General features: G+C 66.0%; 22 protein-coding genes, 1 pseudogene and 1 riboswitch. Of the genes and pseudogenes, 15 read left to right on the top strand and 8 right to left on the bottom strand.

What is annotated here, in order from left to right; translation table 11 throughout:
- Positions 1-35: 35 nt before the first annotated feature.
- The 4 genes from IEX33_RS11955 to IEX33_RS11940 form a co-directional block, all read right to left on the bottom strand.
- Positions 36-1,133 carry a substrate-binding domain-containing protein gene (locus tag IEX33_RS11955; RefSeq protein WP_188730437.1) on the bottom strand — a complete coding sequence of 366 codons (1,098 nt, stop codon included), beginning with the start codon at positions 1,131-1,133 and terminating at the stop codon, positions 36-38.
- Between the two features lie 50 nt (positions 1,134-1,183).
- Positions 1,184-2,464, bottom strand: a complete 1,281-nt coding sequence (mmsB, locus tag IEX33_RS11950; protein ID WP_104185429.1) for a multiple monosaccharide ABC transporter permease — start codon at positions 2,462-2,464, stop codon at positions 1,184-1,186.
- Between the two features lie 45 nt (positions 2,465-2,509).
- The gene (mmsA, locus tag IEX33_RS11945; protein ID WP_188730435.1) at positions 2,510-4,072 is read right to left on the bottom strand and encodes a multiple monosaccharide ABC transporter ATP-binding protein; all 1,563 of its coding nucleotides are present in this window, start codon (positions 4,070-4,072) and stop codon (positions 2,510-2,512) included.
- Positions 4,073-4,203: 131 nt separating this feature from the next.
- Positions 4,204-5,394 (bottom strand): ROK family transcriptional regulator, encoded by a 1,191-nt coding sequence (locus IEX33_RS11940; protein ID WP_188730433.1) that lies wholly within the window; start codon positions 5,392-5,394, stop codon positions 4,204-4,206.
- 202 nt (positions 5,395-5,596) lie between these two features.
- Here IEX33_RS11940 and IEX33_RS11935 point away from each other — a divergent pair, with 202 nt between their 5' ends.
- Complete coding sequence (locus IEX33_RS11935; protein WP_188730431.1) at positions 5,597-6,391, top strand: carbon-nitrogen hydrolase family protein; 795 nt, start codon at positions 5,597-5,599, stop codon at positions 6,389-6,391.
- On the opposite strand, the gene IEX33_RS11930 is transcribed toward IEX33_RS11935, so the two are convergent.
- Positions 6,388-7,995: a PucR family transcriptional regulator gene (locus tag IEX33_RS11930; RefSeq protein ID WP_188730429.1), complete on the bottom strand. Its 1,608-nt coding sequence runs from the start codon at positions 7,993-7,995 to the stop codon at positions 6,388-6,390. The genes IEX33_RS11935 and IEX33_RS11930 overlap by 4 nt on opposite strands.
- A gap of 109 nt (positions 7,996-8,104) precedes the next feature.
- Between IEX33_RS11930 and IEX33_RS11925 the strand changes: the two genes are divergently transcribed.
- Together IEX33_RS11925 and IEX33_RS11920 are read left to right on the top strand one after the other, a co-directional pair.
- Entirely contained in the window at positions 8,105-9,652 is a 1,548-nt protein-coding gene (locus IEX33_RS11925) for an amino acid permease (protein ID WP_188730427.1), read from the top strand.
- Positions 9,649-11,382 (top strand): flavin monoamine oxidase family protein, encoded by a 1,734-nt coding sequence (locus IEX33_RS11920; protein WP_188730425.1) that lies wholly within the window; start codon positions 9,649-9,651, stop codon positions 11,380-11,382. The genes IEX33_RS11925 and IEX33_RS11920 overlap by 4 nt, the downstream gene beginning before the upstream one ends.
- Here the strand turns inward: IEX33_RS11920 and IEX33_RS11915 are convergent.
- Positions 11,379-11,900: a gamma carbonic anhydrase family protein gene (locus IEX33_RS11915; protein WP_188730423.1), complete on the bottom strand. Its 522-nt coding sequence runs from the start codon at positions 11,898-11,900 to the stop codon at positions 11,379-11,381. The two genes, IEX33_RS11920 and IEX33_RS11915, sit on opposite strands and share 4 nt — an antisense overlap.
- 104 nt (positions 11,901-12,004) lie before the next feature.
- Between IEX33_RS11915 and IEX33_RS11910 the strand changes: the two genes are divergently transcribed.
- Positions 12,005-12,583 (top strand): DUF2231 domain-containing protein, encoded by a 579-nt coding sequence (locus IEX33_RS11910; protein ID WP_188730421.1) that lies wholly within the window; start codon positions 12,005-12,007, stop codon positions 12,581-12,583.
- 34 nt (positions 12,584-12,617) lie between these two features.
- On the opposite strand, the gene purU is transcribed toward IEX33_RS11910, so the two are convergent.
- The gene (purU, locus tag IEX33_RS11905) at positions 12,618-13,487 is read right to left on the bottom strand and encodes a formyltetrahydrofolate deformylase (RefSeq protein WP_188730418.1); all 870 of its coding nucleotides are present in this window, start codon (positions 13,485-13,487) and stop codon (positions 12,618-12,620) included.
- Between the two features lie 43 nt (positions 13,488-13,530).
- A riboswitch (ZMP/ZTP riboswitch) is annotated at positions 13,531-13,616 on the top strand.
- 149 nt (positions 13,617-13,765) lie between these two features.
- Here purU and glyA point away from each other — a divergent pair.
- From glyA to IEX33_RS11855, 10 genes and pseudogenes are all read left to right on the top strand, one after another.
- Positions 13,766-15,061 carry a serine hydroxymethyltransferase gene (gene glyA, locus IEX33_RS11900; RefSeq protein ID WP_104185421.1) on the top strand — a complete coding sequence of 432 codons (1,296 nt, stop codon included), beginning with the start codon at positions 13,766-13,768 and terminating at the stop codon, positions 15,059-15,061.
- A 4-nt stretch (positions 15,062-15,065) separates the two neighbouring features.
- Positions 15,066-15,989, top strand: a complete 924-nt coding sequence (locus IEX33_RS11895; RefSeq protein ID WP_188730416.1) for a bifunctional methylenetetrahydrofolate dehydrogenase/methenyltetrahydrofolate cyclohydrolase — start codon at positions 15,066-15,068, stop codon at positions 15,987-15,989.
- A gap of 166 nt (positions 15,990-16,155) precedes the next feature.
- Positions 16,156-17,139, top strand: coding sequence for an ABC transporter ATP-binding protein (locus tag IEX33_RS11890; RefSeq protein ID WP_188730414.1), 984 nt, complete (start codon positions 16,156-16,158; stop codon positions 17,137-17,139).
- A 40-nt stretch (positions 17,140-17,179) separates the two neighbouring features.
- Positions 17,180-17,976: pseudogene (locus tag IEX33_RS11885) on the top strand (ABC transporter permease).
- On the top strand, positions 17,973-18,806 hold the full coding sequence (locus IEX33_RS11880; protein WP_188730412.1) for an ABC transporter permease: 834 nt from the start codon (positions 17,973-17,975) through the stop codon (positions 18,804-18,806). The pseudogene IEX33_RS11885 and the gene IEX33_RS11880 overlap by 4 nt, the downstream one beginning before the upstream one ends.
- Before the next feature lie 63 nt (positions 18,807-18,869).
- The gene (locus IEX33_RS11875) at positions 18,870-19,430 is read left to right on the top strand and encodes a hypothetical protein (RefSeq protein ID WP_104185417.1); all 561 of its coding nucleotides are present in this window, start codon (positions 18,870-18,872) and stop codon (positions 19,428-19,430) included.
- 10 nt (positions 19,431-19,440) lie between these two features.
- Positions 19,441-20,274, top strand: a complete 834-nt coding sequence (locus tag IEX33_RS11870; protein WP_188730411.1) for an exodeoxyribonuclease III — start codon at positions 19,441-19,443, stop codon at positions 20,272-20,274.
- Positions 20,275-20,295: 21 nt separating this feature from the next.
- A complete protein-coding gene (gene trpS, locus IEX33_RS11865) occupies positions 20,296-21,339 on the top strand; it encodes a tryptophan--tRNA ligase (protein WP_188730409.1) in 1,044 nt (347 codons plus the stop codon).
- Positions 21,340-21,343: 4 nt separating this feature from the next.
- Positions 21,344-22,063, top strand: a complete 720-nt coding sequence (locus IEX33_RS11860; protein WP_229675348.1) for a 2'-5' RNA ligase family protein — start codon at positions 21,344-21,346, stop codon at positions 22,061-22,063.
- A gap of 37 nt (positions 22,064-22,100) precedes the next feature.
- The gene (locus IEX33_RS11855; RefSeq protein ID WP_188730407.1) at positions 22,101-23,186 is read left to right on the top strand and encodes a YihY/virulence factor BrkB family protein; all 1,086 of its coding nucleotides are present in this window, start codon (positions 22,101-22,103) and stop codon (positions 23,184-23,186) included.
- Positions 23,187-23,251: 65 nt separating this feature from the next.
- Here the strand turns inward: IEX33_RS11855 and IEX33_RS11850 are convergent, their stop codons facing one another.
- Entirely contained in the window at positions 23,252-25,363 is a 2,112-nt protein-coding gene (locus IEX33_RS11850) for a hypothetical protein (protein WP_229675376.1), read from the bottom strand.
- Between the two features lie 253 nt (positions 25,364-25,616).
- Between IEX33_RS11850 and IEX33_RS11845 the strand changes: the two genes are divergently transcribed.
- A complete protein-coding gene (locus IEX33_RS11845) occupies positions 25,617-26,918 on the top strand; it encodes an ABC transporter substrate-binding protein (protein WP_188730405.1) in 1,302 nt (433 codons plus the stop codon).
- Positions 26,919-26,926: the final 8 nt, after the last annotated feature.

The following is a 26,926-nucleotide window of genomic DNA, read 5'->3' as shown; positions in this document are numbered from 1 at the left end:
CCCAACGGGGGACCGGGCGTTCTGCTTGCAGATGGCTACTTGGTGATCGGTTCGAGAACCGGGTCGCCTTCGTAAGCGGTCTTGACGTTCGCAGCGGTGACGATGACCGGCTCCAGCAGGTAGGCCGGAACAGTCTTCACACCGTTGTTGTAGGAGTTCTCGTCGTTGATTTCCAGTTCGTTGCCGGCCTGGAGATCCTTCACCATGGTGATGGCGTGCTCAACGAGCTTGCGGGTGTCCTTGTTGATGGTGGAGTACTGCTCGCCCGCCATGATGGACTTCACGGACTCAACCTCGGAGTCCTGGCCGGTGACGACCGGAAGCTCCTTGCCGGCTGCCTTGACGGAGGTCAGGACTGCGCGGGCCAGGGTGTCGTTCGGGGACAGGACGCCGTCCAGGGACTCGCTGGAGTAGCTGCCGGTGAGCAGGGTGTCTGCGCGGCGCTGGGCGTTTTCAGCCTTCCAGCCCTGGGTCACAGCCTGCTCGAAGCTGGTCTGGCCGGAGAGGACCTTGAGCGTGCCGTCGTCGATCTTCGGCTGCAGGACGCTCATGGCGCCGTCGAAGAAGACCTTGGCGTTGGCATCGTCCGGGGAGCCTGCGAAGAGTTCGACGTTGTAGGGACCCTCGCCCTTCTTCTCCTCGAGTCCTTCCAGCAGGGCCTGGCCCTGGAGTTCGCCCACCTTGAAGTTGTCGTAGGCCACGTAGTAGTCCACGTTCTCGGTGTTCAGCAGCAGGCGGTCGTAGGCGATGATCGTTGCGCCGGAGTCTTTCGCCTGCTTGAGCTGCGTGCCCAGCTGGGAGCCGTCGATGGCACCCACGATGATGACCTTGGCGCCCTTGGTGACCATGGCGCTGATCTGGTTCTGCTGTTCGGACACGCCGCCGTTGGCGAACTGTACGTCAGGCTTGAACCCGGCCTCGGTGAGGCCTTCGTTGAACAGCTTCTCCGCGAGGACCCAGTTTTCACTGGTCTTCTGCGGAAGCGCGACGCCGATGGCGGAGTCCTGCTCGAAGCCGCTGGCGCCCTCGGTGCCGCCGCCTGTGGAGGTCTCAGACCGTCCGCAGCCCGTCAGCGCCAGTGCTGCGATGGCAGCGACCGCTGCTGCCTTTCCTGCTTTACCAATCATTCGCATTGTTGGTTCTCTTTCTTTGTGGTGGTGTAACGCTATTCAGGCCGCAAGGCTCAGGCTTCCCTGGCGATCGCTTCCTTCGTGGAGGTGGTCTCGTCCGGCTGGTTGGGGTTGGAGGGCCCCTGCCTGCGGTTGAAGTTCTGGGTGAGCAGGCCGATGATCGACTTCTTGCCCTGGCTCTTGTTGTAGACGTCGAAGGCGACGGCGATCAGGAGCACCAGGCCCTTGATGATCTGCGTGAGGTCGGCGCCGACGCCGAGGAGCTGGAGGCCGTTGTTCAGCACAGCCATGACCAGGCCGCCGATGATGGAGCCGACGACGGTTCCTACGCCGCCGGTCACTGCTGCGCCGCCGATGAAGACGGCCGCGATGGCGTCCAGTTCCCAGCCGACCCCGTCAAAGGGTCCCGATGCGGTGGAGCGTCCTACGAAGATCATGCCGGCCAGGCCGGCCAGGATGGACATGTTCATCATGACCAGGAAGTTGACCTTCTTGGACTGGACGCCGGAGAGTTCGGCAGCGTGGCGGTTGCCGCCGACTGCGTAGACGTGGCGGCCCAGGACGGTGCGGGAGGAAATGAAGCCGTAGATCAGCACCAGGACGGCGAGGATCAGGCCGGGAATCGGGAACGACGTGCCGGGCCGGCCGGTGGCGAACAGGTACGTGGCGTAGAGGATGGCACCGCAGATCAGGACCAGCTTCAGCGCGGTGACCCACATTTCCGGAACCTCGGCGCCCAATGCCTTGGCCCGGGCACGGGACCGCAGTTCGCCAACCACCACGAATGCCGCGGCGGCGATGCCCAGCAGCAGGGTCAGGTTGTTGAATCCTGTGTTGGGTCCCACTTCCGGGAGGTAGCCGGAACCGAGGTACTGGAAGTCGGCCGGAACGGGGATGGTGTTGGACTTACCGACGAACTGGTTGAAGCCGCGGAACAGCAGCATACCGGCGAGGGTCACAATGAAGGCGGGTATCCCCACATAGGCCACCCACCAGCCCTGCCAGGCGCCGATCAGCGCTCCGAGCGCCAGGCCCAGAAGCACTCCGGCATACCAGGGGATGCCCCAGTCCCGGATGGCCAGGGCAACCGTGACCCCCACGAAGGCTGCAATGGAGCCCACGGACAGGTCAATGTGCCCCGCGATGATCACCAGGACCATGCCGATGGCGAGGATCAGGATGTAGGAGTTGCCGTTGAAGAGGTTGATGACGTTGCCGGGGGTGAGGGTCCGGCCGTCGGTGGCGATCTGGAAGAAGACGATCAGTGCAACCAGGGCGAAGATCATGCCGAATTGGCGGGTGTTTCCGCCAAACAGCTTTTTGAGGGCGTTCATGGTGTCAGTCCTTGTGTCCGGAAGGTTCTGGGATGATCCAGAGGGTCAGGCGGCGTCGGCTTTGCGGGCGGAGGTCATCAGTTTCATCAGGCTTTCCTGGCTGGCCTCGTCTTTGTTCAGGACACCTGTGATGGCGCCTTCGAAAATCGTGTAGATGCGGTCGGACAGGCCCAGGAGCTCGGGGAGTTCCGAGGAAATGACAATGACTCCCTTTCCCTGGTTGGCAAGCTGCTGGATGATGCCGTAGATCTCGTACTTGGCGCCAACATCAATGCCGCGGGTCGGTTCGTCCAGGATCAGCAGGTCGGGGTCGGTGAACATCCACTTGGCGAGGACCACCTTCTGCTGGTTGCCGCCGGAGAGCTTGGCCACGCCTTCCTCCACGGACGGGGTTTTCGTGCGCAGTGACTTGCGGTACTGCTCCGCCACAGTGAATTCCTGGTTCAGGTCCACCACCGAGTTGTGGCTGATCTTCCGCAGGTTCGCTGCCACCGTGGTGGTCTTGATGTCATCGAGCAGGTTCAGTCCCAGGGACTTGCGGTCCTCGGTGACGTATCCCAAACCGGAGTCGATGGCCTGGCGCACTGACTTGAGGGTGATCTCCTTGCCGTCTTTGTAGATGTGGCCGTCGATGAAGCGGCCGTAGGAGCGGCCGAAGACCGAGCGTGCCAGCTCGGTGCGTCCCGCGCCCATGAGCCCGGCGAAGCCGACGATCTCCCCGCGTCGGACGAAGAAGCTCGAGTCCTTGCACACCAGCCGGTCCGCCACGTTGGGATGGCCCACGGTCCAGTCCTTGACTTCGAAGAACACCTCGCCGATGTTGGGCGTATGGTCCGGAAAACGGGACTCCAGCGTGCGCCCCACCATGCCCTTGATGATCCGGTCCTCGTCCACGCCGTCAGCCTTGACGTTCAGCGTTTCGATGGACTTGCCGTCACGGATGATGGTGATGGAATCGGCGATCTGCTCGATCTCGTTCAGCTTGTGGGAAATGATGATGGACGTGATGCCCTTGGCCTTAAGGCCGAGCATCAGGTCCAGCAGGTGCTGGGAATCAGACTCGTTCAGCGCGGCGGTGGGCTCGTCCAGGATGAGGATCTTCACGGACTTGTTCAGCGCCTTGGCGATTTCCACCAGCTGCTGCTTGCCGACGCCGATTTCCTTGATGGGGGTATCGGGGTCCTCGCGCAGGCCCACCCTGGCCAGCAGGTCCAGGGAGCGCAGCCGGGCTTCGGCCCAGTTGATGACGCCGCGCTTGGTGGGCTCGTTGCCCAGGAAGATGTTCTCCATGATGGACAGCTCGGGGATGAGCGCCAGTTCCTGGTGGATGATCACGATCCCGGCGTGTTCGCTGGCCCTGATGTCCTTGAACTGCTGCACCTGGCCCTGGTAGACGATGTCGCCGTCGTAGCTGCCGTACGGGTAAACGCCCGAAAGGACCTTCATCAGGGTGGACTTGCCTGCACCGTTCTCGCCGCAGATGGCGTGGATCTCCGCGGCTTTGACCCGCAGGCTCACGTTATCCAACGCTTTAACGCCCGGGAATTCCTTGGTGATGGACCTCATCTCAAGGATGATCGGTTCCGTTTGCGTGGTCTGGGACGTCATGAACCCTAACCCTCCAATGCAATGACTTCTTTGTCCGGCCGGCAAAGCGCAGGGCCGTCTGATCCAAAAGTAAACTGGATCACGCCTATTGTCGTCAAGTCTTTAACGCAATCGGCGGGTAACGAAACGGTCTAGGTTTTCCGTATCCCGGCGTGCTGGAACACCAAGGCGGCCGCCCCGAGGGCCTCGGCACGGTCGCCCAGGGAGGACATGGCCAGGGTTGTGGTTTCGCCGATCACCGGGACGGCGTGCCTCACCAGGCCGCGCCTGATGGGGTCCAGCAGGATGTCGCCAAGGCCCGCGAGCGGCCCTCCCACCACAATGACTTCGGGGTTGATCAGGTTGGCGACGTTGCCCAGTGCCCGGCCGACTGAGAGCCCGGCGTCGTCCACCACCCGGAGCGTCGCGGCGTCCCGGTTAAGGGCCTTCTTGACGATATCCGCGGGCGTCAGGGGCCTGTCCTCGCCCCGGCTGAGGAGCTCGATCATGGTGGTGGTGGAGGCAATGGTCTCCAGGCATCCACGGTTGCCGCAGCGGCACACGAGGCCCTGCTCGTGGATGGTGGCATGGCCTATTTCGCCGGTGATGCCGACGTTTCCGTAGTAGGGGGCCCCGTTGAGGATCAGGCCCGCGCCGATGCCCGATCCGATCTTCAGGAACATCAGGTTGCTGACCCCCGAATGCTGTCCCCACGTGACCTCGGACCAGGCGCCCAGGTTGGCGTCATTATCAACGAACACGGGGATCTGCAGCGTCTCCTCGAGGTGCTGGAGGATGTTGATCCCCACCCACTCCGGGAGGATGGCACCTTGGGCCACGGTTCCGGTGCGCCGGTCTATAGGGCCGGGAATTCCGACGCCGGCGCCCACCACGGCGCTGCGCTCGATGCCGCTCTCCCGCAGCAGTTTTTCCAGCAGGGCCACGGCGGCCCGGATGCCTTCTTCGGCCTGGTGGCCGAGCGGAAGCATCACGGATTCCTCGGCGATGACGTGGTAGCTGAGGGAGGCCAGCACCACCCGGAGGTGGCGCCGCCCGAAGTCGATTCCCACTGCGACCGCGCCGTTGCTGTTGAGCCTGACGTTCAATGCGCGGCGGCCGGAGCTGGTGATTGGCTCTGCCGAGGCAAGGCCGGAGTCCAGCATGATTTTGACGATGTTGGAGACCGTCGCGGTGGAGAGGCCGGTCTGCCGGGCGAGTTCAGCCTGCGTGGCCGGTCCGCCCATCAGGGTTTCGATGATCCGTTGCTGGTTCAGCTGGCGCAGCGCGGACTGCGATCCCGGATTTTGTTGCTTGCTCCTCGTTGAGCGCGGGGTTGCGGACATGCTAAGAAGATTGCCCTATCCCGGCTCTTGTAGTCAAGAAGTTAACGCAAGGGGCGGTTTCGGTCCGGAATGTGGGAGCCGGGACAATCCGACCCCGCAGCCGCCCGCAGGGGTGCAAACAGCCCCGATTGCGCGAACGGGGCCTCGCTAGGCTGGAGGAAGGCCCAATCCGCGGCCGCTCCAACGAGGGAAGGTGGTAGCAGTGCTGCTGGCACTCCTGCAGGAAAACTCTGTGGTCCTTGACGTGGAGGCGAACTGCCGCGTAATCGCCGCTGCTGCCCGGACCGCGGCAGCCCGCGGGGCGGCCGTCCTGGTGACGCCCGAGCTTTTTCCCGTGGGCTATGCTCCCCGCAGGGTGCGTTCCGGCCTGGATCCTTCCCTGCTGCCGGCACTGGAGGAGCGGCTGGCGGGCATTGCGCGCAGCAATGGCATTGGGCTGGTCTACAGTCTCCCGCGGGTTATTGGGCAGGGTGACTGGCAGATCAGCGCGACCCTCCTGGACGCCAGCGGTGCCTCCCTGCTCAGCTATGGCAAGGTGCACCTGTTCGGCGATGACGAGCGGGCGGCGTTCAGCCCCGCCCGGGAGGCTCCCGCCGTCGTGGACTTCAACGGCATCCCCACTTCCCTGGTGATTTGTTACGACGTCGAGTTTCCGGAGTCCGTCCGCGCCGCTGCGGTCAGGGGCGCGGAACTGCTGCTGGTCCCCACCGCCCTGGCGCACGGCTTTGACGACGTGCCCCAGGTCCTGCTGCGGGCGCGTGCGCTGGAGAGCCAGCTGACGATTGCCTACGCGAACCACTCCGGGGAAGAGGACGGCTGCAGGTTCCTGGGCCGCAGCGTTGTTGCCGGGCCCGACGGCGGATTGCTGGCCGAGGCGGGCGGGGAACCACAGCTTCTCTTCGCGGAGGTGGATCCGGGCGCCGCCGCCCGTGAGCGGCAGAATGTGCCGTACCTGGCAGAACGCCGCCCTGACCTCTACCGACTGTGGGGCTCCTAGGCAGGGTCCGCCGGCTCGGCGTCATCCACGTACTGAAGCGCAATCCAGAGCTCGGCCCGGGCCTGGGCCTGCCCCAGGTCAATGCCCAGCAGCTCTGCCACGCCGTTGATCTGGCGGCGGACGCTGTTCCGGTGCAGTCCCAGGTCCTTGGCGGTTGCATCCCAGCTCCCGTGCGCGCCCAGCCAGGACCGGAGCACACGAAGCTGTGACGCCCTTCGCTCGGCGTCCAGCTCCAGCACCGGCGCCAGGAGCCGTGCGGCCAGCAGCGCACCGGCATCGCTTCCCAGCAGGCCGGTGACCGACCACGTCAGCTCCTCCTCCCGGAGGCTCTCGCGGGCGGTGGCCACGCGGGGGCGCAGCGCGCTGGCGCGCCGGTAGGCGGCGGCCAGCCCAGGCAGCTCAGTGGGTTCGCCCACCACCAGGCGCCAGCCCAGCTGTTCCACCTCTGCCAGCAGGGTTTCATCCACTTTGAGCCGGGTCACGGCCGCGAAACCGTAGTCCGTCAGCTCCACCATCTTGGTGTCGAAGAACCTGCGCCACTGGAGCAGCTCCCGGACCGGGCCATCGGCCATGGCGGTGGATGGTTCCGCGCGCACGCCCTGCACCACCCGGACCGGTCCTGGCCTGGTTCCGGAAACGCTCTGGGCCAGCAGGTCCTGGAGGCTGTTCAGCTCGCGGCTATTGCCCCCGGACAGGCTCTCCGGGCGCAGCAGCAGGGCTGTGGCCAGTTGGCTGGGGGCCAGGGAGCCGCTGGTCCGCTGCCGGACCAGCAACTCCAGCAGTCCCACCACCGACGAAACCACGTTGTTCTGCGCCGGGGTGAGGGGCTTCTCCGTCCCAAGCACCAGGCTTCCAAGGGTGGCGTCCCGGGTGCTCCGCAGCGGGTGGCCGAACACCAGCACCGGCCCTCCGGTTGCTTCCAGGGTTTCCGTTTCCACGCGCGGGCCGCTGCCGCCGAGGAGCTTCTTCAGCAGCGGCTGGAGCTGGGAAAGTCCGACGGCGGCGCCCGCCCGGGCGCGTACCCTCCCGTCCGAGCCCACCAGCACAGCCCACACTGGAACGCGCTGGATCAGCGCCGCCAGCAGTTCATGTTCCGGACGGGCGGAGAGGACCGCCCGCATCAGGTGGCGGTTGGTCTCCGCCAGCTGCCTGAAGACCCGTGCGTTGCCGGATTCGAGAAGCTTGGAAAACTCGAGCCCCAGCGCAGCGAACGGAACGCTGGCCGGAACCTCCACCAGCGTGAGCCCGTGCCGCCGGCAGGCCTGCACCAGGTGGTCCGGTACGGCGTCGTAGTACGGCTCCAGGCCGAAGCCCAGGGCCGCGACCCCGGCCGCCACGAGCCGCCGGACGTATCCGTCCGCCTTCGCCTCGCTGCTGCCGCCGCCGCGGAAGGGCAGGCCTGCCGTCAGGACGAATTCACCGTCCATCAGGTAGGGGGTGGGGTCATCCAGCTCGCTGGGCTCCACCCAGCGCAGGGGGACCTCGGCGGCGCCGGCGTCGTTCACCACGGAAACTTCCGGAGGAAGCGCACCGAGGAACTGCCCCAGCGTGACGGCGTCGAGCTGATCCTGGGTGCCGTCCTTGACTGGTGCATTGCGTCTCATGGATGAACACTATAGGTCATTCTGCACACTGTGAGATGCCGCTCACACACCTACGCTGGGTGAGGGGAAAACCAGACCAACCAGCCAACGACATGAACGGACGTCAACGATGACTGTGCCTACACTTACCGGCCCGGCAACGGGCGGCCCCGGCGGACCCCAGGCCCGTCCCGCCCTGGGCGCGCAACTTTTGCGCCGCAAGCCGATCGCCCAGATGGTCAGCGAGGCCGAAAACAACGGCGGCGGCCCCCGCCTGGTCCGGAGTTTCGGTATCCTTCAGCTGACCATGATCTCCGTGGGCGCCACGCTGGGGACCGGAATCCTGGTGATCCTGGGGGAGTCCGTTCCACTGGCCGGACCGGCCATCTGGATCTCCTTCACCATCGCCGGCCTGGCCGCCCTGCTGTCCGCCGTTTCCTATGCGGAGATGGCCGGCATGGTCCCTGCGGCCGGCTCCAGCTACTCCTACACCTACGCCACCATGGGCGAAGGCATGGCCTGGATCTGCGGCTGGTGCCTGGTGCTGGAGTACGCCGTCTCAGTGGCCGCCGTCGCGGTGGGCGCGGGACAGTATGTCAATGAGACCCTGGCGGTGTTCGGTTCCGTCCTCCCGGACGCGGTGTCACAGCCCCCCGGCGCCGGCGGTGTGGTCAACATACCGGCCATGGTGATCGTGGTGCTGGCAACCATCCTCCTGGTCCGCGGAGCGAAGGAGAGTGCTTGGATCAACACCACGATTGTCGTCATCAAGGTGGGCATCCTCCTCTTCTTCTGCGCCGTGGCGTTCACCGCCTTCAACGCGGGCAACTTCGAGCCCTTGCTACCGATGGGTGCCGCCGGCGTCTCGGCAGCCGCCTCCACCGTCTTCTTTTCCTACATCGGCTTCGACGCCGCCTCCACTGCCGGGGAGGAGGCCCGCAATCCCAAGCGGGACCTGCCGCGTGCCATCATGCTGTCCATGCTGATCGTCACGACCATTTACGTCCTGGTGGCAGTAGCGGCGATCGGCGCCCGCCCTTGGGGCTGGTTCGATGGAACCGATGCCGCGCTGGTCCGGATTCTCGAAGAGATCACCGGCCAGCCGTGGATTGTGCTCGTTTTCGCTGCCGGAGCAGTGCTGGCGATTGCGAGCATCGTGCTGATTGTCCTCTACGGCCAGACGCGTATCCTGATGTCGATGTCCCGCGACGGCCTCATCCCCAGCATCTTCGGCCGCGTTTCCCGCCGCACCGGCACCCCTGTTGCCGGCACGCTCCTGGTGGGAGCCGCCGTCGCGCTCACTGCCGGGCTGGTGCCCCTTGGCGCGCTCGCCGACGCCACCAGCATCGGTACCCTGTTTGCTTTCGCCCTGGTCAACGTGGCCGTCATCTACCTGCGCCGCACCCGGCCGGAGCTGGAGCGGACCTTCCGGGTGCCGCTCTTCCCGCTCACGCCCATCCTTGGGGCCGCGATGTGCGCCTACCTGATGGCCAACCTGGGCGCTGACACATGGGTGGTGTTCGCCGTCTGGATGCTGGTGGGCGTGGCCGCCTATTTCGGCTACGGACGCCGGAACTCCAGGGTGGCTGCCATGAGCAACGAGGAATACCGTGAGTTGTCCGGTCGCCAACTTCCAACCACACAAGCCCCCGAAACGACGAAGGCAGAAATCTCATGACCATCGCTACCGAACTGCCGGCCTCGGACCCGTCCAGCACCTCCGCCGGCCCGGCTGCTCCTGCCACCGCGGGCGGCGCCGCAGCCGGTCCCATCACCATGCTGAACCCGGATTTCCCTTTCAGCTACGACCACTACCTGGCCCACCCGGACGGGCTGGGATCCGTGCCGGCCGAACTGCTGGGAACGGAAGTCGCCGTCATCGGAGCAGGGCTCTCCGGCCTGGTCACGGCCTACGAACTCATGAAACTGGGCCTGCGCCCGGTTGTCTATGAGGCGGACCAGATCGGCGGACGCCTCCGCACGGCGGCGTTTCCCGCGGCGCCCGGAGTGGTGGCCGACCTCGGCGGCATGAGGTTCCCTGTATCCGGCAAGGCGTTCTACCACTACATCGACCTGCTGGGCCTGGACACCCAGGAGTTTCCCAACCCGCTGTCCCCGGCCACGTCCAGCACCGTGATCGAACTGGCGGGCAAGAAGCACTATGCGGAAAAGCCGGGGGACCTCCCGCCGTTCTTCCGGGAGGTGGCGGAGGCCTGGAAGGCCGCTGTGAATGACGGCGCCAGGTTCGTCGAGATGCAGGATGCCATCCGGTCCAGGGATACCGCCCGGATCAAGGAACTGTGGAACGAGCTGCTGCCCCTGATGGACGAGCAGACCTTCTACGGCTTCATCGCGGCCAGCGACTCCTTTAAGAAGGCAGGGTTTGCGCACCGGGAGGCCTTCGGCCAGGTGGGCTTCGGCACGGGCGGCTGGGATACGGACTTCCCGAACTCTATCCTGGAGATCCTCCGCGTGGTGTACACCGACGCCGATGACCAGCACCGGCTCATCAGCGGGGGAGCGCAGCGGCTGCCCGAGGCACTTTGGCGGCACGCGCCGTCGGGCATGGTGCACTGGCCGGACGGAACGTCCCTGGCGTCACTGCACTCCGGTTCGCCCCGCGGTGCCGTGGGAAAGATCAGCCGCGACCCCGACGGCAACCTGCGCATCCGTGAACGCTGGGGCCGCGAAGCCAGGTACCCCGCGGTGGTAACCACCTGCCAGTCCTGGCTGCTCTCCACCCGGATCCACACGGAAGAGGCGCTGTTCCCCGCGGAGCTGTGGACCGCCATCGAGCGCTCGCACTACATGCAGTCGTCCAAGACCTTCGTGATGGTGGACCGGCCGTTCTGGAAGGACATCGATCCGGACACCGGCAACGAGGTGCTCTCCATGACGCTGACGGACCGGCTCAACCGTGCCACCTACCTGCTGGACAACGGGCCGGACCAGCCCGCCGTCATCCTGCTCTCCTACACCTGGAACGATGACGCGCTCAAGTGGCTGGCGTTGGATGCCGACGAACGGGTGGAGCTGATGCTGCACTCGCTGGAACAGATCTACCCGGGAGTGGACATCGCCAGCCACATCGTGGGCCAGCCCATCACGGTGTCCTGGGAGGCCGACCCCAACTTCATGGGCGCCTTCAAGGCCAACCTGCCGGGGCACTACCGCTACCAGCAGCGGCTCTTCACGCACTTCAAACAGGATGCACTGCCCGAATCACAGCGGGGCATCTTCCTGGCCGGCGACGACGTCTCCTTTACCGCCGGCTGGGCCGAGGGCGCCGTAACCACCGGGCTGAACGCGGTGTGGGGCGTGGTGAACCACCTGGGCGGTTCCTCCGCTCCGGGCAACCCGGGTCCGGGCGAACTGCTGGATGCCATCGGGCCTATCAGCCTGGACTAGGAGGCGTGCAGGTCGCGGTGGGCGGCGGCCAGTTCGCGGTAGCGGGCGGCGTTGGCCCGGACGCCGTCGTACTCCTCCTCGGTGAGTTCCCGGCGGACCTTGCCCGGAACTCCGGCCACCAGCGAGCGGGGCGGCACCACCGTGCCTTCCAGGACCACGGCGCCGGCCGCAACCAGCGAGCCGGCGCCGATCACCGCACCGTTGAGGACGGTGGCGCCCATCCCGATCAGGCAGTCGTCCTCCACAGTGCAGCCATGCACGACGGCGGCGTGCCCCACGCTGACGCGTTCGCCCACCGTGCAGGGGAAGCCGGGATCCGCGTGCAGCACCACGTTGTCCTGCAGGTTGCTGCCTTCACCCACGGAGATGGCAGCGGTATCGGCCCGGACGGAGACGCCGTAGAAGGCGCTTGAATCCCGGGCGAGGGTGGCGTTGCCGATGATCGACGCCGTCGGGGCAACAAAAACGGAGTCGTGGACGGCCGGGGTGGTCCCGGCGAAAGGATACAGAGGAGCCATGGGCCAAGCCTAGGACACCGCGCGCACCGGCGTCCGGATGTCCGCTCCCCGGGGGGACCTTGGGCCTGATGACGGGGCAGGTCCCGATGGCTACGATGGGCCCCATGGAACTACGGCAAGCGGGTATTCCGGGCCTGCACCTGCGGACGGCCGGGCGCGGCAAAACCAGTCGGTTCCGCCAGCTCATGGGAAGCATTGAGCGGCTCAAGGCCCTCGACATACCTGTTGATGCGGCCAGGCCGCTGGCCGGACGGCTCGTGCGGAATGAGCGCCTCCGGAACGTGCTGCACGGCCAGGCCACCGGCATACCGCTGCACCCTGTCCTCACCGACGTTCCCTTCGGGGCCTGGTTCATGGCCGTCTTCCTCGATCTGTACCCGGATGCCGGCACGCAGCGGGCGGCCACCCGCCTTGTTGGACTCGGTGTGCTCTCCGCGGTGCCCACGGCGCTGAGCGGATGGGCGGAGTGGGCTCTTGCCGACAGGAAAACGCAGCGGATTGGCGTGGTGCATGCCGGCTTGAACGCGTCAGCGGTGCTGATCTTTGCCGGGTCCTGGGCTGCACGGCGGCGGGGCAGGCGCCGGCTGGGTGTCGGGCTCGCGCGGCTCGGGGCAGTGGTGCTGATTGCGGGAGGCTTCACCGGCGGCTACATGGGCAGGGACCGGCAGGAAGACCGGACCTAAGGTCCGGCCCGCCTCCCCGCGGTGTACATACCCGTCAGTTAAAGACCACAGTCCGGTTTCCGTCCAGCAGCACCCGGTGCTCCGCGTGCCACTGGACGGCCTGGACCAGTGTGCGGCCCTCCACGTCCCGGCCCATCTGGACGAACTGCTCCGGGGTGCGGGCGTGGTCCACGCGGATGACTTCCTGCTCGATGATGGGGCCCTCGTCCAGTGCCGCCGTCACGTAGTGCGCTGTGGCACCGATCAGCTTCACGCCGCGCGCATGGGCCTGGTGGTACGGCTTGGCGCCCTTGAAGGAGGGCAGGAACGAGTGGTGGATATTAATGGCCTTGCCGGTGAGTTCGGTGCAGAGCTCGTCGGAAAGGATCTGCATGTAGCGGGCCAGGACGGTCAGCTCGATGTCGTGCTCGGCGATGAGGGCACGGAGCTTGTCCTCAGCCTGGACCTTGGTGTCCTTGGTGTCCTTGGTGACCGGGATGTGGTGGAACGGGATGCCGTAGAACTCGGCCAGCCCGGCCAGGTCCTGGTGGTTGGAGACGATGGCCGGTATCTCGATGGGGAGCGTCCCGGACCGCTGCTGGAAGAGCAGGTCGTTCAGGCAGTGGGCGGAGGTGCTGGCCATCACCAGGGTGCGGACCTTCTGTCCCACCGCGTTCAGGCTCCACTGCATGCCAAAGGCCTCGGCGACCGGCTCCAAGGCTGCCCGGAGCTCTGACGCGGGGGCCGCCGTGGTCACCTCCACCCGCATAAAGAAGTTGCCGGTGGCGGGGCTGCCGTACTGCTGCGAATCCGTAATATTGCATCCCGCCACCAACAGGGCGCCGGCCACCGCGTGGACGATTCCCGGGCGGTCCGGGCAGGACAGGGTTACTACGTACGATTGCTTCAGCTGCTCTTCACTCACGCCTCATAGCCTACCCGCGCAGCGGCCCCCGGTTTTGGTACGCTGTGAGGGTCGCAACTGGCGTTGGGTGGCTAACCACCAGGGAGCGGCAATCACGAAGACCACGGATCGTACGCCTGGGCCGAGGGTCATGTCTTGCCGGATTTGGGGCTGCACCTGCGTCAGTACCGCAGCGCCATGCCCGCAGCTTCCACGCGCTGTCATCAGTGCGGCGTGAAGGTGCGCCAGCCGGTAGCCTGACCTTAGCAGTGCCCGTACGCCTAGCCAGGAGTTCTTTCGTGACTACAGCCACCTCCACCACCGCCGTCAGCAACCAGCCGCTGGCTGAGCTTGACCCAGAAATCGCAGCAGTCCTTGACCAGGAGCTCGGCCGCCAGCGCGGCACCCTGGAAATGATTGCCTCCGAGAACTTCGCCCCCCGCGCCGTTATGGAAGCACAGGGCTCCGTCCTTACCAACAAGTACGCCGAGGGCTACCCGGGCCGCCGCTACTACGGCGGCTGCGAATACGTTGACGTGGCAGAGCAGCTGGCCATCGACAGGGTCAAGGCCCTCTTCGGCGCCGAGTACGCCAACGTCCAGCCGCACTCCGGTGCCCAGGCCAACGCCGCTGCACTCTCCGCCATGATCACCCCCGGCGACAAGATCCTGGGCCTGTCCCTGGCCCACGGCGGCCACCTGACCCACGGCATGAAGCTGAACTTCTCCGGCAAGCTCTACAACGTGGCTGCCTACCAGGTGGAGGAAGACAACTTCCGCGTGGACATGGACAAGCTCCGTGAGCAGGCCATCGCCGAAAAGCCTCAGGTCATCATCGCCGGCTGGTCCGCCTACCCGCGCCACCTGGACTTCGCCGCCTTCCGCTCCATCGCGGACGAGGTTGGCGCGCTGCTCTGGACCGATATGGCGCACTTCGCCGGACTGGTTGCCGCCGGACTGCACCCCAGCCCGGTGCCGCACTCCGACGTCGTCACCTCCACCGTGCACAAGACCCTCGCCGGCCCGCGCTCCGGTGTGATCCTGGCCAAGCAGGAGTGGGCCAAGAAGCTTAACTCCAACGTCTTCCCGGGCCAGCAGGGCGGCCCGCTCATGCACGTCATCGCCGCCAAGGCCGTGGCCTTCAAGATCGCCGGCACCGAGGAATTCAAGGAGCGCCAGGAGCGCGTCCTGGAGGGTGCGAAGATCATCGCCGACCGCCTCAACCAGGCCGATGTTGCCGAAGCCGGCGTCTCCGTCCTTACCGGCGGCACGGACGTCCACCTGGTCCTCGTTGACCTGCGCAACTCGCAGCTGGACGGCCAGCAGGCCGAGGACCTCCTGCACTCGGTGGGTATCACCGTGAACCGCAACGCCGTTCCGTTCGACCCCCGCCCGCCGATGGTCACCTCGGGCCTGCGCATCGGCACCCCGGCGCTGGCCACCCGCGGCTTCGGCGCCGCCGAGTTCACCGAGGTGGCAGAGATCATCGCCACCGCGCTGAAGGCTGGCAACAGCGCCGACGTGGAGTCCCTGCAGGCCCGCGTGGACAAGCTCGCCGCCGACTTCCCGCTGTACCCGCAGCACGAGCAGTGGTGATCACATGACTGAAATGACCAAGACCGCACGGATCCTGGACGGCAAGGCAGCCGCTGCCGCCATCAAGTCCGAGCTGGCTGAACGCGTGGCCGCGCTCAAGGCCAAGGGCGTCACTCCCGGCATTGCAACCGTGCTCGTGGGTGCAGATCCGGCCTCGCAGCTGTACGTGTCCATGAAGCACAAGCAGTCCGAGGAAATCGGGATGAACTCGATCCAGCGGGAGCTGCCGGCGGACGCCACCCAGGCGCAGGTTGAGGACCTCATTGACGAGCTCAACGCGGACCCCGCCTGCCACGGGTACATCGTGCAGCTGCCGCTGCCGAAGCACTTGGACACCGACGCCATCCTTGAGCGCATCGACCCCGCCAAGGACGCGGACGGACTGCACCCCACCAACCTTGGCCGGCTGGTGCTCAACGTCAACGGGGAGATCACCTCGCCGCTGCCGTGCACGCCCCGCGGCGTCATCGAGCTCCTGGAGCGCAACGGCTTCAGCCTTGCCGGCAAGCACGTAGTGGTGGTGGGCCGCGGTGTCACGATCGGCCGTTCGATCGGACTGCTGCTGACCCGGCGGGCCGTGAACGCCACCGTGACCCTGACGCACACCGGAACCAAGAACCTGCCGGAGCTGTTGCGGCAGGCTGACGTGATCGTGGGCGCGGCGGGTGCCAAGCACATCGTCAAGGCTGCGGACGTAAAGCCGGGTGCCGCCGTACTCGACGTCGGTGTCACCCGCGAAACCGACCCCGAGACCGGCAAGAGCAGGGTCTTTGGCGACATCGATCCCGCCGCTGCCGAGGTTGCCGGCTGGATTTCGCCGAACCCCGGAGGCGTCGGTCCCATGACCGTGGCGCTGCTGATGACCAACGTGGTGGAAGCCGCCGAACGCCAAGCGGCACAGGCAAGCGGCCCGGCCACCGCCAGGTAGCCAGGTAGCCCCTTTTCATCGCCCGACGGCGGTACCGCACCTTGTTGGACAAAGGTGCGGTGCCGCCGTCGTCCTTTAAGCGAAAAGCTTGAGCGCAGAAGTGGAAGTCCCCTTCCACCTGCCCGCCGGCTCTACTAGTCTGCGGAGGGTGCACAACAAAGCCACCATGTCTTCCGGCGGCGCAACCGGCGCCGTCCAGCCAGCCGATGAGCCTCCCACCGAAGCCCGCCCGACCGTCATCACGGCAGAAAACCTGACCAAGACCTACGGCGACGTTGCCGCCGTGGACGGCATTTCGTTCAGCGTCCCCGCGGGGGAGTCCTTCGGCCTGTTGGGGCCCAACGGCGCCGGCAAGTCCACCACCATGAAGATGATCGGCGGCGTCACCCGGCGCACCTCCGGAGCCCTCCACATCATGGGACTCGACCCCGACTCGCACGGGCCCGAGGTTAGGGCGCACCTGGGCGTGGTGCCGCAGCAGGACAACCTGGACGAGGAACTCCGGGTCCGCGATAACCTCCTGGTCTACGGCCGGTACTTCGGCCTGCCCATGAGCTACCTGAAGCCGAAAGCCGATGAACTGCTGGAGTTCGCCCAGCTGACGGATAAGGCAAAGTCCAAGGTGGACGCGCTGTCCGGCGGCATGAAGCGGCGGCTGACCATCGCCCGTTCGCTCATCAACGAACCCCGGATCCTCTTGCTGGACGAACCCACCACCGGGCTCGACCCCCAGGCCCGGCACATCCTCTGGGACCGACTGTTCCGGCTGAAGGAACAGGGCGTCACCCTCATCCTGACGACCCACTACATGGACGAGGCCGAGCAGCTCTGCGACCGGCTGATCGTGGTGGACAAGGGCAGGATCATGGCTGAGGGATCGCCCGCGCAGCTGATCCGCGAGCACTCCACCCGCGAGGTGGTTGAGCTCCGGTTCGGATCCGAGCGGAACACCACCATCGCCTCGGAGCTGCAGGGCGTCGGGGAACGGCTGGAAGTCCTGCCGGACCGGGTGCTGATTTACGCGCACGACGGCGAGTCCGCCCTTGAGCAGGTGGCGTCCCGCGGCCTGCGGCCGCTGACATCGCTGGTGCGGAGGTCCTCGCTGGAGGACGTGTTCCTGCGGTTGACGGGCAGAAGCCTTGTTGACTGACGGCACGGCAAGGGAGGCGTTGCGGGCCCACAGCCCGGACATTGCGGCTGCCAGGGCACGGCGGTGGGGCGCGTTCTATTACGCCGAGCAGGTCCTGCGGGTGATGAAGGGCTACGGCTGGTCCATCATCATGTACAGCGTGGGCCACCCGGTGGCGTACCTGTTTGCCATGGGCGTGGGCCTGGCCACCCTGGTAGACGCGCAGGGCGCGGAGGCCTTCGGGGGAGTGGGCTACGTGACCTTCGTGGCCCCGGCGCTGCTGGTGTCCGCGTCCGTGATGACGGCCACCAACGAGTTCACGTTCCCCGTGATGGACGGGTTCAAATGGCGCCGCACCTACTACGGGCCGCACGCCTCGCCGCTGACTCCCCAGCAGATCGCGGCGGGCCACATCATGGCGGTAACCCTGCGCCTCCTGCTGCAGTCCGCCGTCTACTTCGCCGCTATTGTCCTGTTCGGTGCCGCGCCCGGCGGCTGGGGTGGGCCACCATCCTGGTGGCAACGCTCGCGGGCCTTTCCTTTGGCCTGCCGCTGATGGCGTACTCGGCCTCCATCACCGAGGACAAGGGCCAATTTGCGCTGGTGATGCGGTTTATCGTGATGCCGCTCTTCCTGTTCTCCGGGACCTTCTTTCCGCTGGACAGCCTTCCGCTGGCGGTGCGCTGGGTGGGCTGGATCTCGCCCATCTGGCATGGCACCGAACTGGGACGCGTCTTCAGCTACGGGTACCAGCAGCCGCCGCTGCTGACCGTCCTCCACGCGGTGGTGCTCGTGGCTCTTGCAGTGCTGGGCTGGTTCCTGACCCGGCGGCAGTTCGCGGCAAGGATGGGCAAGTGAGCGCCGGCCTGCCAGTGGAAAGCGCACCGGACCAGGCCCGCAGCAGGACGTTCGGGCCGCTGTATTCGCGCAACGCCAGGGCCGTCATTTCGCGCGGCCTGCTGGCCACCCGGAGCACAAACTGGCTGGTGATGCTCTCCGGGTTCTTCGAGCCGGTCCTGTTCCTCATCTCCATGGGGGTGGGGCTCGGCGCAATCGTGGGCTCCGTCCAGGGCCCCGGCGGCGGGGAGATCAGCTACGCCGCATACATTGCCCCGGCCCTGCTGGCAGTCTCGGCGATGAACGGCGCGGTCTATGACTCCACCTGGAACGTGTTCTTCAAAATGAACTTCGCGAAGCTGTACCAGGGCATGCTGTATACCTCGCTGGGGCCGCTGGACGTTGCCCTCGGGGAGATCTTCCTGGCGCTCCTGCGCGGCCTGCTCTACGCCACGGGTTTCACGGCGGTGATGGGGCTTATGGGCTTGATTACCACGCCCTGGGCGCTCCTGATGGTGCCTGCCTCCGTGCTGATCGCGTTCGGGTTCGCGAGTATCGGGATGGGGATCACCAGTTTCCTGAAGACCTTCCAGCAAATGGACTGGGTCAACTTCGTGATGCTGCCCATGTTCTTGTTCAGCGCCACCTTCTACCCGCTGAGCGTCTACCCGCAGGCCATCCAATGGCTGATCCAGGCCATGCCGCTCTGGCACGGTGTCGAGCTGCTGCGCCAGATCAGCGTGGGCACCTTCACCGCGGCCACCCCCGTCCACATCGGCTACTACCTGATGATGACCGCCGTCGGCATGCTGCTCACGACTGTACGGCTGCGGCAGCTCTTCCTGAAGTAGGGGTGTGTTCGCCTCGGGTGGAAGGCGGCGGGAGCATACTCCGGCATTTGAGAGAATGGGTGCATGCAATCTCTGGGCAGCTCCAAGTCATCCTCCAAACCCGCCAGGGGCGGATTCTCCATGTTCCGCATCAGCGGGCCGGGACTGATGGTCCTCGTCACCGCCTTCGTTGTGGCCGTCATCTTCGCGGCAAACCAAAACGACGTCGTGGGCTGGGTTGTTGCCATCATCGCCGCCTTCTGGCTGGCGCTGGCCTGCTTTGTTGTCTTCAGCATCCAGAAGGCCGCCAAGAAGGCAGGAGCAAAGCTGACGGAAGCCCAGAATGCCTTCAGCACCGCTGCAGGGCGGGGTCCGTACGCCTCGGCCGACCAGGGCGGAACCCGGGTGGTTGCCGAGCGCAGCCAGGCGGACGAGGTCCGTGACCTTAAGCTGGACCACTCGTTCAAGATCGTCCAGGTGCAGATCCGCGTGGTGGAAGAGGAACGCGCCAAGGGCGCCGCTGCCAACCAGGACACCATCAACCGGGCCCTGGAAACCATTGAGATCACAGCCACCAATGCACGGGACATGATCAAGTCCTCCGGCGGCAGTGGAGAGCCGGTCACCGGAACCATCATCGACTAGAGTGGAGCGGGTGATCTCGGCATTGAAGAAGGACCACCTTCGCATCGCGTCCGTTAATGTCAACGGCCTCCGGGCTGCCTACAAAAACGGAATGGCGGCGTGGCTTGAGCCGCGCGGAGTGGACATCCTCTGCCTGCAGGAAGTCCGCGCCCCTGACGCTATCGTCCGGCAGCTGCTGGGCGAAGGGTGGCACATCCTGCACGCCGAGGCTGAAGCCAAAGGCCGCGCCGGCGTCGCAATCGCTTCCCGGGAGGAACCCCTGGCAACCCGTAACGGCATTGGCGACGATTACTTTGCCACGGCCGGACGCTGGGTGGAAGCCGATTTCCGTTTCGCAGATGCCGCCGGACACCCGGTCCAGCTCACTGTTGCGAGCGCTTATGTCCACTCCGGTGAGGTAGGCACGCCCAAGCAGGATGACAAGTTCCGGTTCCTGGACGTCATGACCACACGGCTGCCGGAACTGACCAAACACAGCGACCACGCCCTGGTGGTGGGTGACCTCAACGTTGCCCACACACCGCTGGACATCCGCAACTCGAAGGCCAACCTCAAGAAGGCGGGCCACCTGCCGGAGGAACGCGCCTACTTTGACCGGTTCTTCGGCGAGGAAATCGGCTGGCAGGACGTCCACCGCAACCTGGCCGGCCCGGTGGACGGTCCCTACACGTGGTGGTCCCAGCGCGGAAAGGCGTTCGACAACGACACCGGCTGGCGCATCGATTACCACCTGGCCACCCCGGCCCTGGCGGCGGCCGCCATCTCGGCCGTGGTTGACCGGGCACCCTCGTGGGACACCCGCTTCTCCGACCATGCCCCGCTGGTAGTGGACTACCAGCTCTGAGCCCCGAAGGTTTCCTCTCCCATGACTAGCCAGATCTCCCCGGCAACCAAGAAGCGCATCCTCTCCGGCGCCAAGCCCACAGCCGACTCCCTGCACCTGGGCAACTACATCGGAGCCGTCCGCAACTGGGTTGACATGCAGGCGGAGTACGACGCCGTGTTCTTTATTCCGGACCTGCACGCCATCACGGTGGACTTCGATCCCGCTGAACTGGCCAAGCGCACCCGGATTGTGGCCGCCCAGTACATCGCCGCGGGCATCGATCCGGACAAGAGCATCTTTTTTGTCCAGTCCCATGTGCCGGAGCACGCGCAGCTCGCCTGGGCACTGAACTGCATCACCGGATTCGGCGAAGCCTCGCGGATGACCCAGTTCAAGGACAAGACCCAGAAGTCCGGCGCCGACGCCGCCACCCTGGGCCTGTTCGCCTATCCCACCTTGATGGCCGCGGACATCCTGCTGTACCAGACCGACCTGGTGCCCGTGGGAGAGGACCAGCGCCAGCACCTGGAACTCACCCGCAACCTGGCCCAGCGGTTCAACACCCGGTTTGGCCACACGTTCACTGTTCCCGAGGCGACCATCGTCAAGGAAAGCGCCAAGATCTACGATCTTCAGAACCCCAGCGCCAAGATGTCCAAGACGGGGGAGTCGCCCAACGGAGCCATCCAGCTTCTGGAGGACCCGAAGGTCGCGGCCAAGCGCATCAAGTCGGCAGTGACCGACGCCGGAACCGACATCCGCTTCGACGCTGAAGAAAAGCCGGGCATCTCAAACCTGCTGACCATCTACTCGTCCCTGACGGGCAAAACCATCCCTGAGCTCGAAGCTGAATACCAGGGCAAGATGTACGGCCACCTCAAGGTGGATCTTGCTGAGGTCATGGTTGAGTTCGTTACGCCGTTGCGGAACCGCACCAATGAGCTGATGTCCGATCCTGCGGAGCTGGACAGGCTGCTCGCACACGGCGCCGAGCGCGCCCGCGAGATCGCCTCGGCCACCCTCGCGCAGGTGTACGAGCGCGTGGGCTTCCTTCCGTCCCTCAGCCTTGCCGGAGTCCGTTAGCGCCATGTCGTCCAGCAAAGTCGCGGCAAGGGAAGCTGCCCGTGCCACCCGCCGGGTGGCGGGAACCCCCGGCGGTTCGCACGCAGACCCTGCGGATCACCGTGCTGCGGCTGCCAGCCCCGTGTCCCGGCCGGAAGACATCAGCGTTGGCGTCATCCTGGGTTTCCCGGCCGACATTGCCGAAGAGCTGCAGCGCTGGCGGGCATCCTTCGGCGATCCCCTGGCGGACGTCGTGCCGGCCCACATCACGTTGGTCACCACCACCACCACGCGGGACTGGGAGGGCACGCTGGAGCATGTCCGCGAGGTGGCCCGCCAGCAAAGCCCTTTCGACGTCACCATCGCAGGCACGGGGACGTTCCGCCCTGTTTCCCCGGTGGTCTTCATCAATGTGGAGGACGGGTTCGAGGACTGCGTCGACCTCCACGAAAAGCTCCAGCAGGGCCCCCTCCACCGTGAGCTGCCGTTTGCGTACCACCCGCACGTCACCATCGCGCACGATGTGGCGCCGGAAAACCTCGATGAAGCCGAAACGGTGCTGAGGAACTACAGGGCCACCTTCCCCGTGGTTAGCATGGGACTTTACGAGCACGATGCCAACGGCATCTGGCAGCTACGGGAAGAGCTGGACTTTGGGACCCAAACTGACAACGACGGCACCAGACCCGCGGATTCCGCCCCGGGCACAGCCGAAACAGGCGGGACAGCAACCGCTTCCCACTGACCAGGCCCACCTGAAGCTGGCCGCCATCCAAAAACGGATGGAATGGAACAGGGCCCGCAGGGCCGGCGGTGGACCCGTAGCCGGCCTAATGGCCATGTCCCAGTGGCTGCTTGCACGCCTGAACGCTTTCCGCCCCATGCGTGCCTTCCGGCACTACAGCCTCCAGCACGGCCCGCTGATGAGTGCAGGCATCGGGTTCAATATGTTCTTCTCGATCACCGGCCTCCTCGCCACCGGCTTTTCCATTGCCGGGCTGGTCCTGAGGGGGCAGCCCGTACTGCTGGAGACCATTATCGGCAGCGTGGCCCAGAGCGCGCCGGGCCTCCTGAAGGTCAACGGCAGTGAAGGATTGGTTGACCCCCAGGACCTTCTGAATCCGGACGGACTGGGCTGGACGGCGGCCATCGCGGCAGCCGTTACCGTCTATACGTCGCTGCGGTGGATTGCGAGCCTGCGGGACGGCCTCCGCGGCGTGATGGAACTGCCCCCGTCACTGGTCAATCCCATCCTCCTGAAACTGCGCGACGCCGGAACCCTGCTGCTGCTGGGCGTGGCCCTGGTCATCAGTGCCGGCGCGTCCCTCGTCTTTGGCACGGCCGCGGGATGGGTCGCGGACTTCCTGCGGCTCGACGACGCACTGGCTGTCCCGCTGAGCACCTCCATCAAAATTGGCGTGCCCCTCGTTTTGAACTGGGTGACCGCGCTCGTCATGTTCCGGCTCGCAGCGAACTTGAAGCTCTCGCGCCGCGCACTGCTGGAAGGCACCATCCTGGCGGCGTTGGGCACCACGGTCCTTCAGATCTTCAGCACCGAGCTTCTCGCCGGTGCCGGCCGCAACCCCCTCCTGGCACCATTCGCCATCATCATCGGACTGTTGATCTGGTTCAACCTGGTGAGTCAGGTGTACCTCGTTTCCGCAGGCTGGTCCGCGGTCCGCGAGGCTGACCACGGCATCTCATCCTCCGGCCACGAGAAGGGAACCTGGGGCGCCCGGCAGGTCCAGCCGGGAAAAGTGCCGGTACAGCCGGGCAAAGTGCCGGCACAAGCTGAGGCCGGCATGCGGAGCCCGGCCCGTGCCGCAGCTGCCCGGCGCAGGGGCAACGGGCGCACGCGGCAGCGCTGACCCCTGCCGCCGCCCGCCGCCTCAAGCCCCGCGCCCGGAATTGCTGCCTGACCGCCTGGACGTTGCTACGGTGCAGCCACCAGTCCTTCCCAGGCCACGGTCCAGCCGGCGGGAAATCCGGGTGCATGCCGGTCCGGTCCGCCGTCCCAGCCCGCTGCCATCAGCGCGGCAGCGGCAAGCAGTCCGCCGTTGCCGGGGAGGTACAGCGGCAGCGAATCAGTCTGGCGGTTGTGCCCGTTGGGCAGCACTGTATTCTTCCCGGCGTCCAGCAGGAGGGCGTTGACGGCGGCTTCCGGGTCCTCAAGGCGCGCGGCGGTCATGGCCATCACCGGATAGTCCCAGCCCCAGGTGCTGTCCCAATCCCAGTCGGCAAGGACGCTGGCGAGCGTTGCCCGCATGGTGTCCTTGTCGATCAGGTCGGTTGCGGGCAGGACGCCCAGTGCGCACAGCATCGAGGGGTGGTCCGTCCGGATGGTGAAGGGGTCCACGTCAATGGCCGCGTAGACGCCGTCCCGTACCCGTGGCTTCACCAGGTGGCTGGCTACTTCCTGCCACGCCGGAACGGGCTCAAGCCCCAACCGGTCCCGCCAGGCCGCTGCAACCCGCAGGGCCCACTGCCAGTAGGCCAGTTCGAAGGTGGGATTGGTGACAGACGCCCGGATGGAGCCGTAGCTCTCCTGCGCGGGAATCAGGGGCGGGCCCAGCTCAAATCCCCGCGGCGTCGGGTGCGCGAAGCTTGCCATGAACGCGGCTGATTCGAACACGATCTCCGCAAACTCCTCGAGCACCTCCCGGCTGGGGTTGGCGCGGTAGGCAAGTTCCGCCAGGTGGATGGGATGCGGCTGCTGCCAGACCAGGAAGGTGCCGATAGGGCTGGGGCTCTCCCTCCCGTCCGGACCTACCTGCTTGGGCCAGCGGACGCCGTCGAAACCCTGCGCCCTGGCGGTCTGCCGCGATGCCTCCATCACGGTGGAGTACCAGCGCAGCGACGGGAGCAGGTGTTCCACACGGTTCCAGTGGGCGAAGTGGGCGGCGTGCCACCAGTGCATTTCCAGGTGGAAGCGCCCCCGCCAGGAGTTGCACACCAGCCCGGTTTCCTGCGGAGGCAGGGACCCGGAGCAGTTGATGGCCGTCAGGTACTGCGAGAGGACGATCCTGCGTTCCAGCTCCTTGGCCCGGGGGTCGTCCGTCGCGGCAAGCTCGATGGCGCCGCCGGACTGCCAGAAGCCGGGCCAGTACGCCTCCGAGGCCGCTGCCACGCTGCTGCCCGCTGCAGCGCCTGGCGTGCCGGAAAGCACGACGGCGGGCCCGGCTGGCGTGCCCGCGCCCGGCTTGGCTGCGGCCAAGGTAGCACCGGTTTCACCGCGGGGGACGCAGTCCCCGTCCCCGGCGGAGACGAAAGCAATAGCCAGGTCCATCACGCCCTGGCCCTCGCTGCCGCCCGGGTTGGGGCATATCCGGAGACGGTGCTGCCCGCTCTGCAGCACGGCGAGGTCGCGTGCACTGATCACAACCTGGTAGCGGGATCCATCCAGCTCACGGTGGGCGGTCCAGGCGGTGGATCCGGCATGCAGTCCAGAGGCGGCCGGTTCCCCGAGCGTGGTGGTATGGGAGTCCGGGCTGGTCCAGTCCGCGGCGTCGTGCCATGCCTCCGAGCCGTAGGGGAAGTCGATGGTGATGGCCAGGCGGCCCTGGAGGCCCGCGGACTCCACGCGGATGCCGAGCTCGTCGCGTTCGGGGTGGCACGCCGTTATGACCGTCACCGGGTGGCCGGCCAGCGTGAAGCGGCTCGTGACTGTCCCCGTCCACAGGTCGAGCATCTGCTCGGCGTCGGTGACGTCCCCTTCGGAAAGGGCATGGTCTCGTCCTGCATCCACCAGCCTGAAGCCGATGCGTCCCAGATCCAGGCGGTGCGGGTTGGCCCGCAGCCACGTTTCGGCGAGGGACGTCCCGGTTTCGCGGTCGTTGACGATGCCGCCCACCATGTCCACGTAGGGCACAGGTCCATGCGGTGAGTCATAGAGGACCGTGGAGCCTGACAGTTCATAGGCCTGGGCGGGCGGTGTGGCGTGCCATGCCCACTGGGCCTGCGTGCCAAGGAGTGTTCCCGGCGGCAGTTCGTCCCTTGCCCCCACAGGATAGGAGCCAGGGAGTGACTGGAGGCCGGTGAGGTCCATCGTGAAGGCGAATTCACCATTGCCTACGGACACAGGGCTCCGCGGGTCCAGGGACTGCTGGCGGACGTTGTGGCGCCGGACGAGTGCGTTCCTGTCAATGGGGCCGCTTAGGTGTATCCCCGGGGACGGTGCCGCAGGCCTGGAGGTGCTGTTGGTGTTGCTCACTGTGTCCGCCTTCCTGGCGTTGACGCTTCGGCAGCATCTTGATACGTTTCACGAAACCGTTTTCTGATGCCAGAAGGAAGCATACCCAATGGAGCGTAGCCTTTTCCGGTCATTGCGTACATCAGTTGCAGCCATCGCTGCGATAAGCCTGGTGAGCCTCACCGCAGCCTGTTCCAGTGCGCCGTCCGACGAAGCGCAGGACGGGCCCGTTGAAATACGTTTCTCCTGGTGGGGCAATGAGGGGCGTGCGCAGCTGACCACCAAGGCCATCGCGGAATTCGAGGCCGCCAACCCGGACATTAAGGTCAAACCCGAATACGGCGATATCAGCGGCTACTTTGACAAACTGGCCACGCAGGTGGCCGCCAACGACGCTCCCGACGTCATCACCATGGGCGGGGCCTATCCCGCCGAGTATGCCAACCGCGGCGCACTGCTTGATCTGTCCAAGGTCGGCGGGTCGCTGGACCTGTCCACAATGGACCCGGGAGCCCTGGAAAACGGCCAGGTCCAGGGCACGCAATACGGGGTTTCCACTGGTGCCAACGCCCTCGCCATCGTTATCAATCCCACTGTTTTCGCCGCAGCCGGGGTCCCGCTTCCGGATGACAGCACGTGGGGCTGGGACGACTTCGCGAAGACCGCCGCGGACGTGACGGCCAAGAGTCCCAAGGGGACCTACGGAACGGCCACCGTCCTCACCCACGATTCGCTGGATGCCTTTGCCCGGCAGCGGGGTGAATCGCTCTACACGCAGGACGGCCAGCTGGGCCTGGGCAAGGACACCGTGCAGGACTACTTCGACTACTCGTTGAAACTGAGCGAGTCCGGGGCAGCGCCAAATGCGTCCGAAACGGTGGAGAAGTTGAACGTCAGCACCGAACAGACCCTCATGGGCATGGGCCAGGCCGGCATGATGCTCACCTGGAGCAACTCGCTCTCCGCGCTCAGCAAGGCCTCCGGCGCCGACCTGAAGCTGCTCAAACTCCCCGGCGAAACACCCACCGCGGGCATCTGGCTCCAGTCATCGCAGTTCTACACCATCTCGGCCCGCAGCAAGCACACCGAAGCTGCGGCAAAGCTTGTGGACTTCCTGGTCAACGACGAGTCCGCCGCCAAGATCATCCAGAGCGACCGTGGCGTCCCCAGCAATTCCGGCATGCGCACCGCCATCCAGGACCTGTTGACGCCGCAGGGGAAGGTGGAGGCGGAGTACATCGACCAGATCGGCAAGATGGACTTCGCCCCTACCTACATCGGACCCACCGGATCAACGGCAGTCTCCGAGATCACCGCCCGCATGAACACCGACGTCCTCTTCAAGCGGCTCTCGCCCGAGAAGGCTGCCGAGCAGTGGATCAGCGAAAGCAATGCCGCAATCGGCAAGTAGGCGCCGGA

It is taken from the genome of Pseudarthrobacter scleromae (genome assembly GCF_014644515.1).
GTDB lineage: Bacteria > Actinomycetota > Actinomycetes > Actinomycetales > Micrococcaceae > Arthrobacter > Arthrobacter scleromae.
This window is presented reverse-complemented; position numbering and strand designations above follow the sequence as displayed.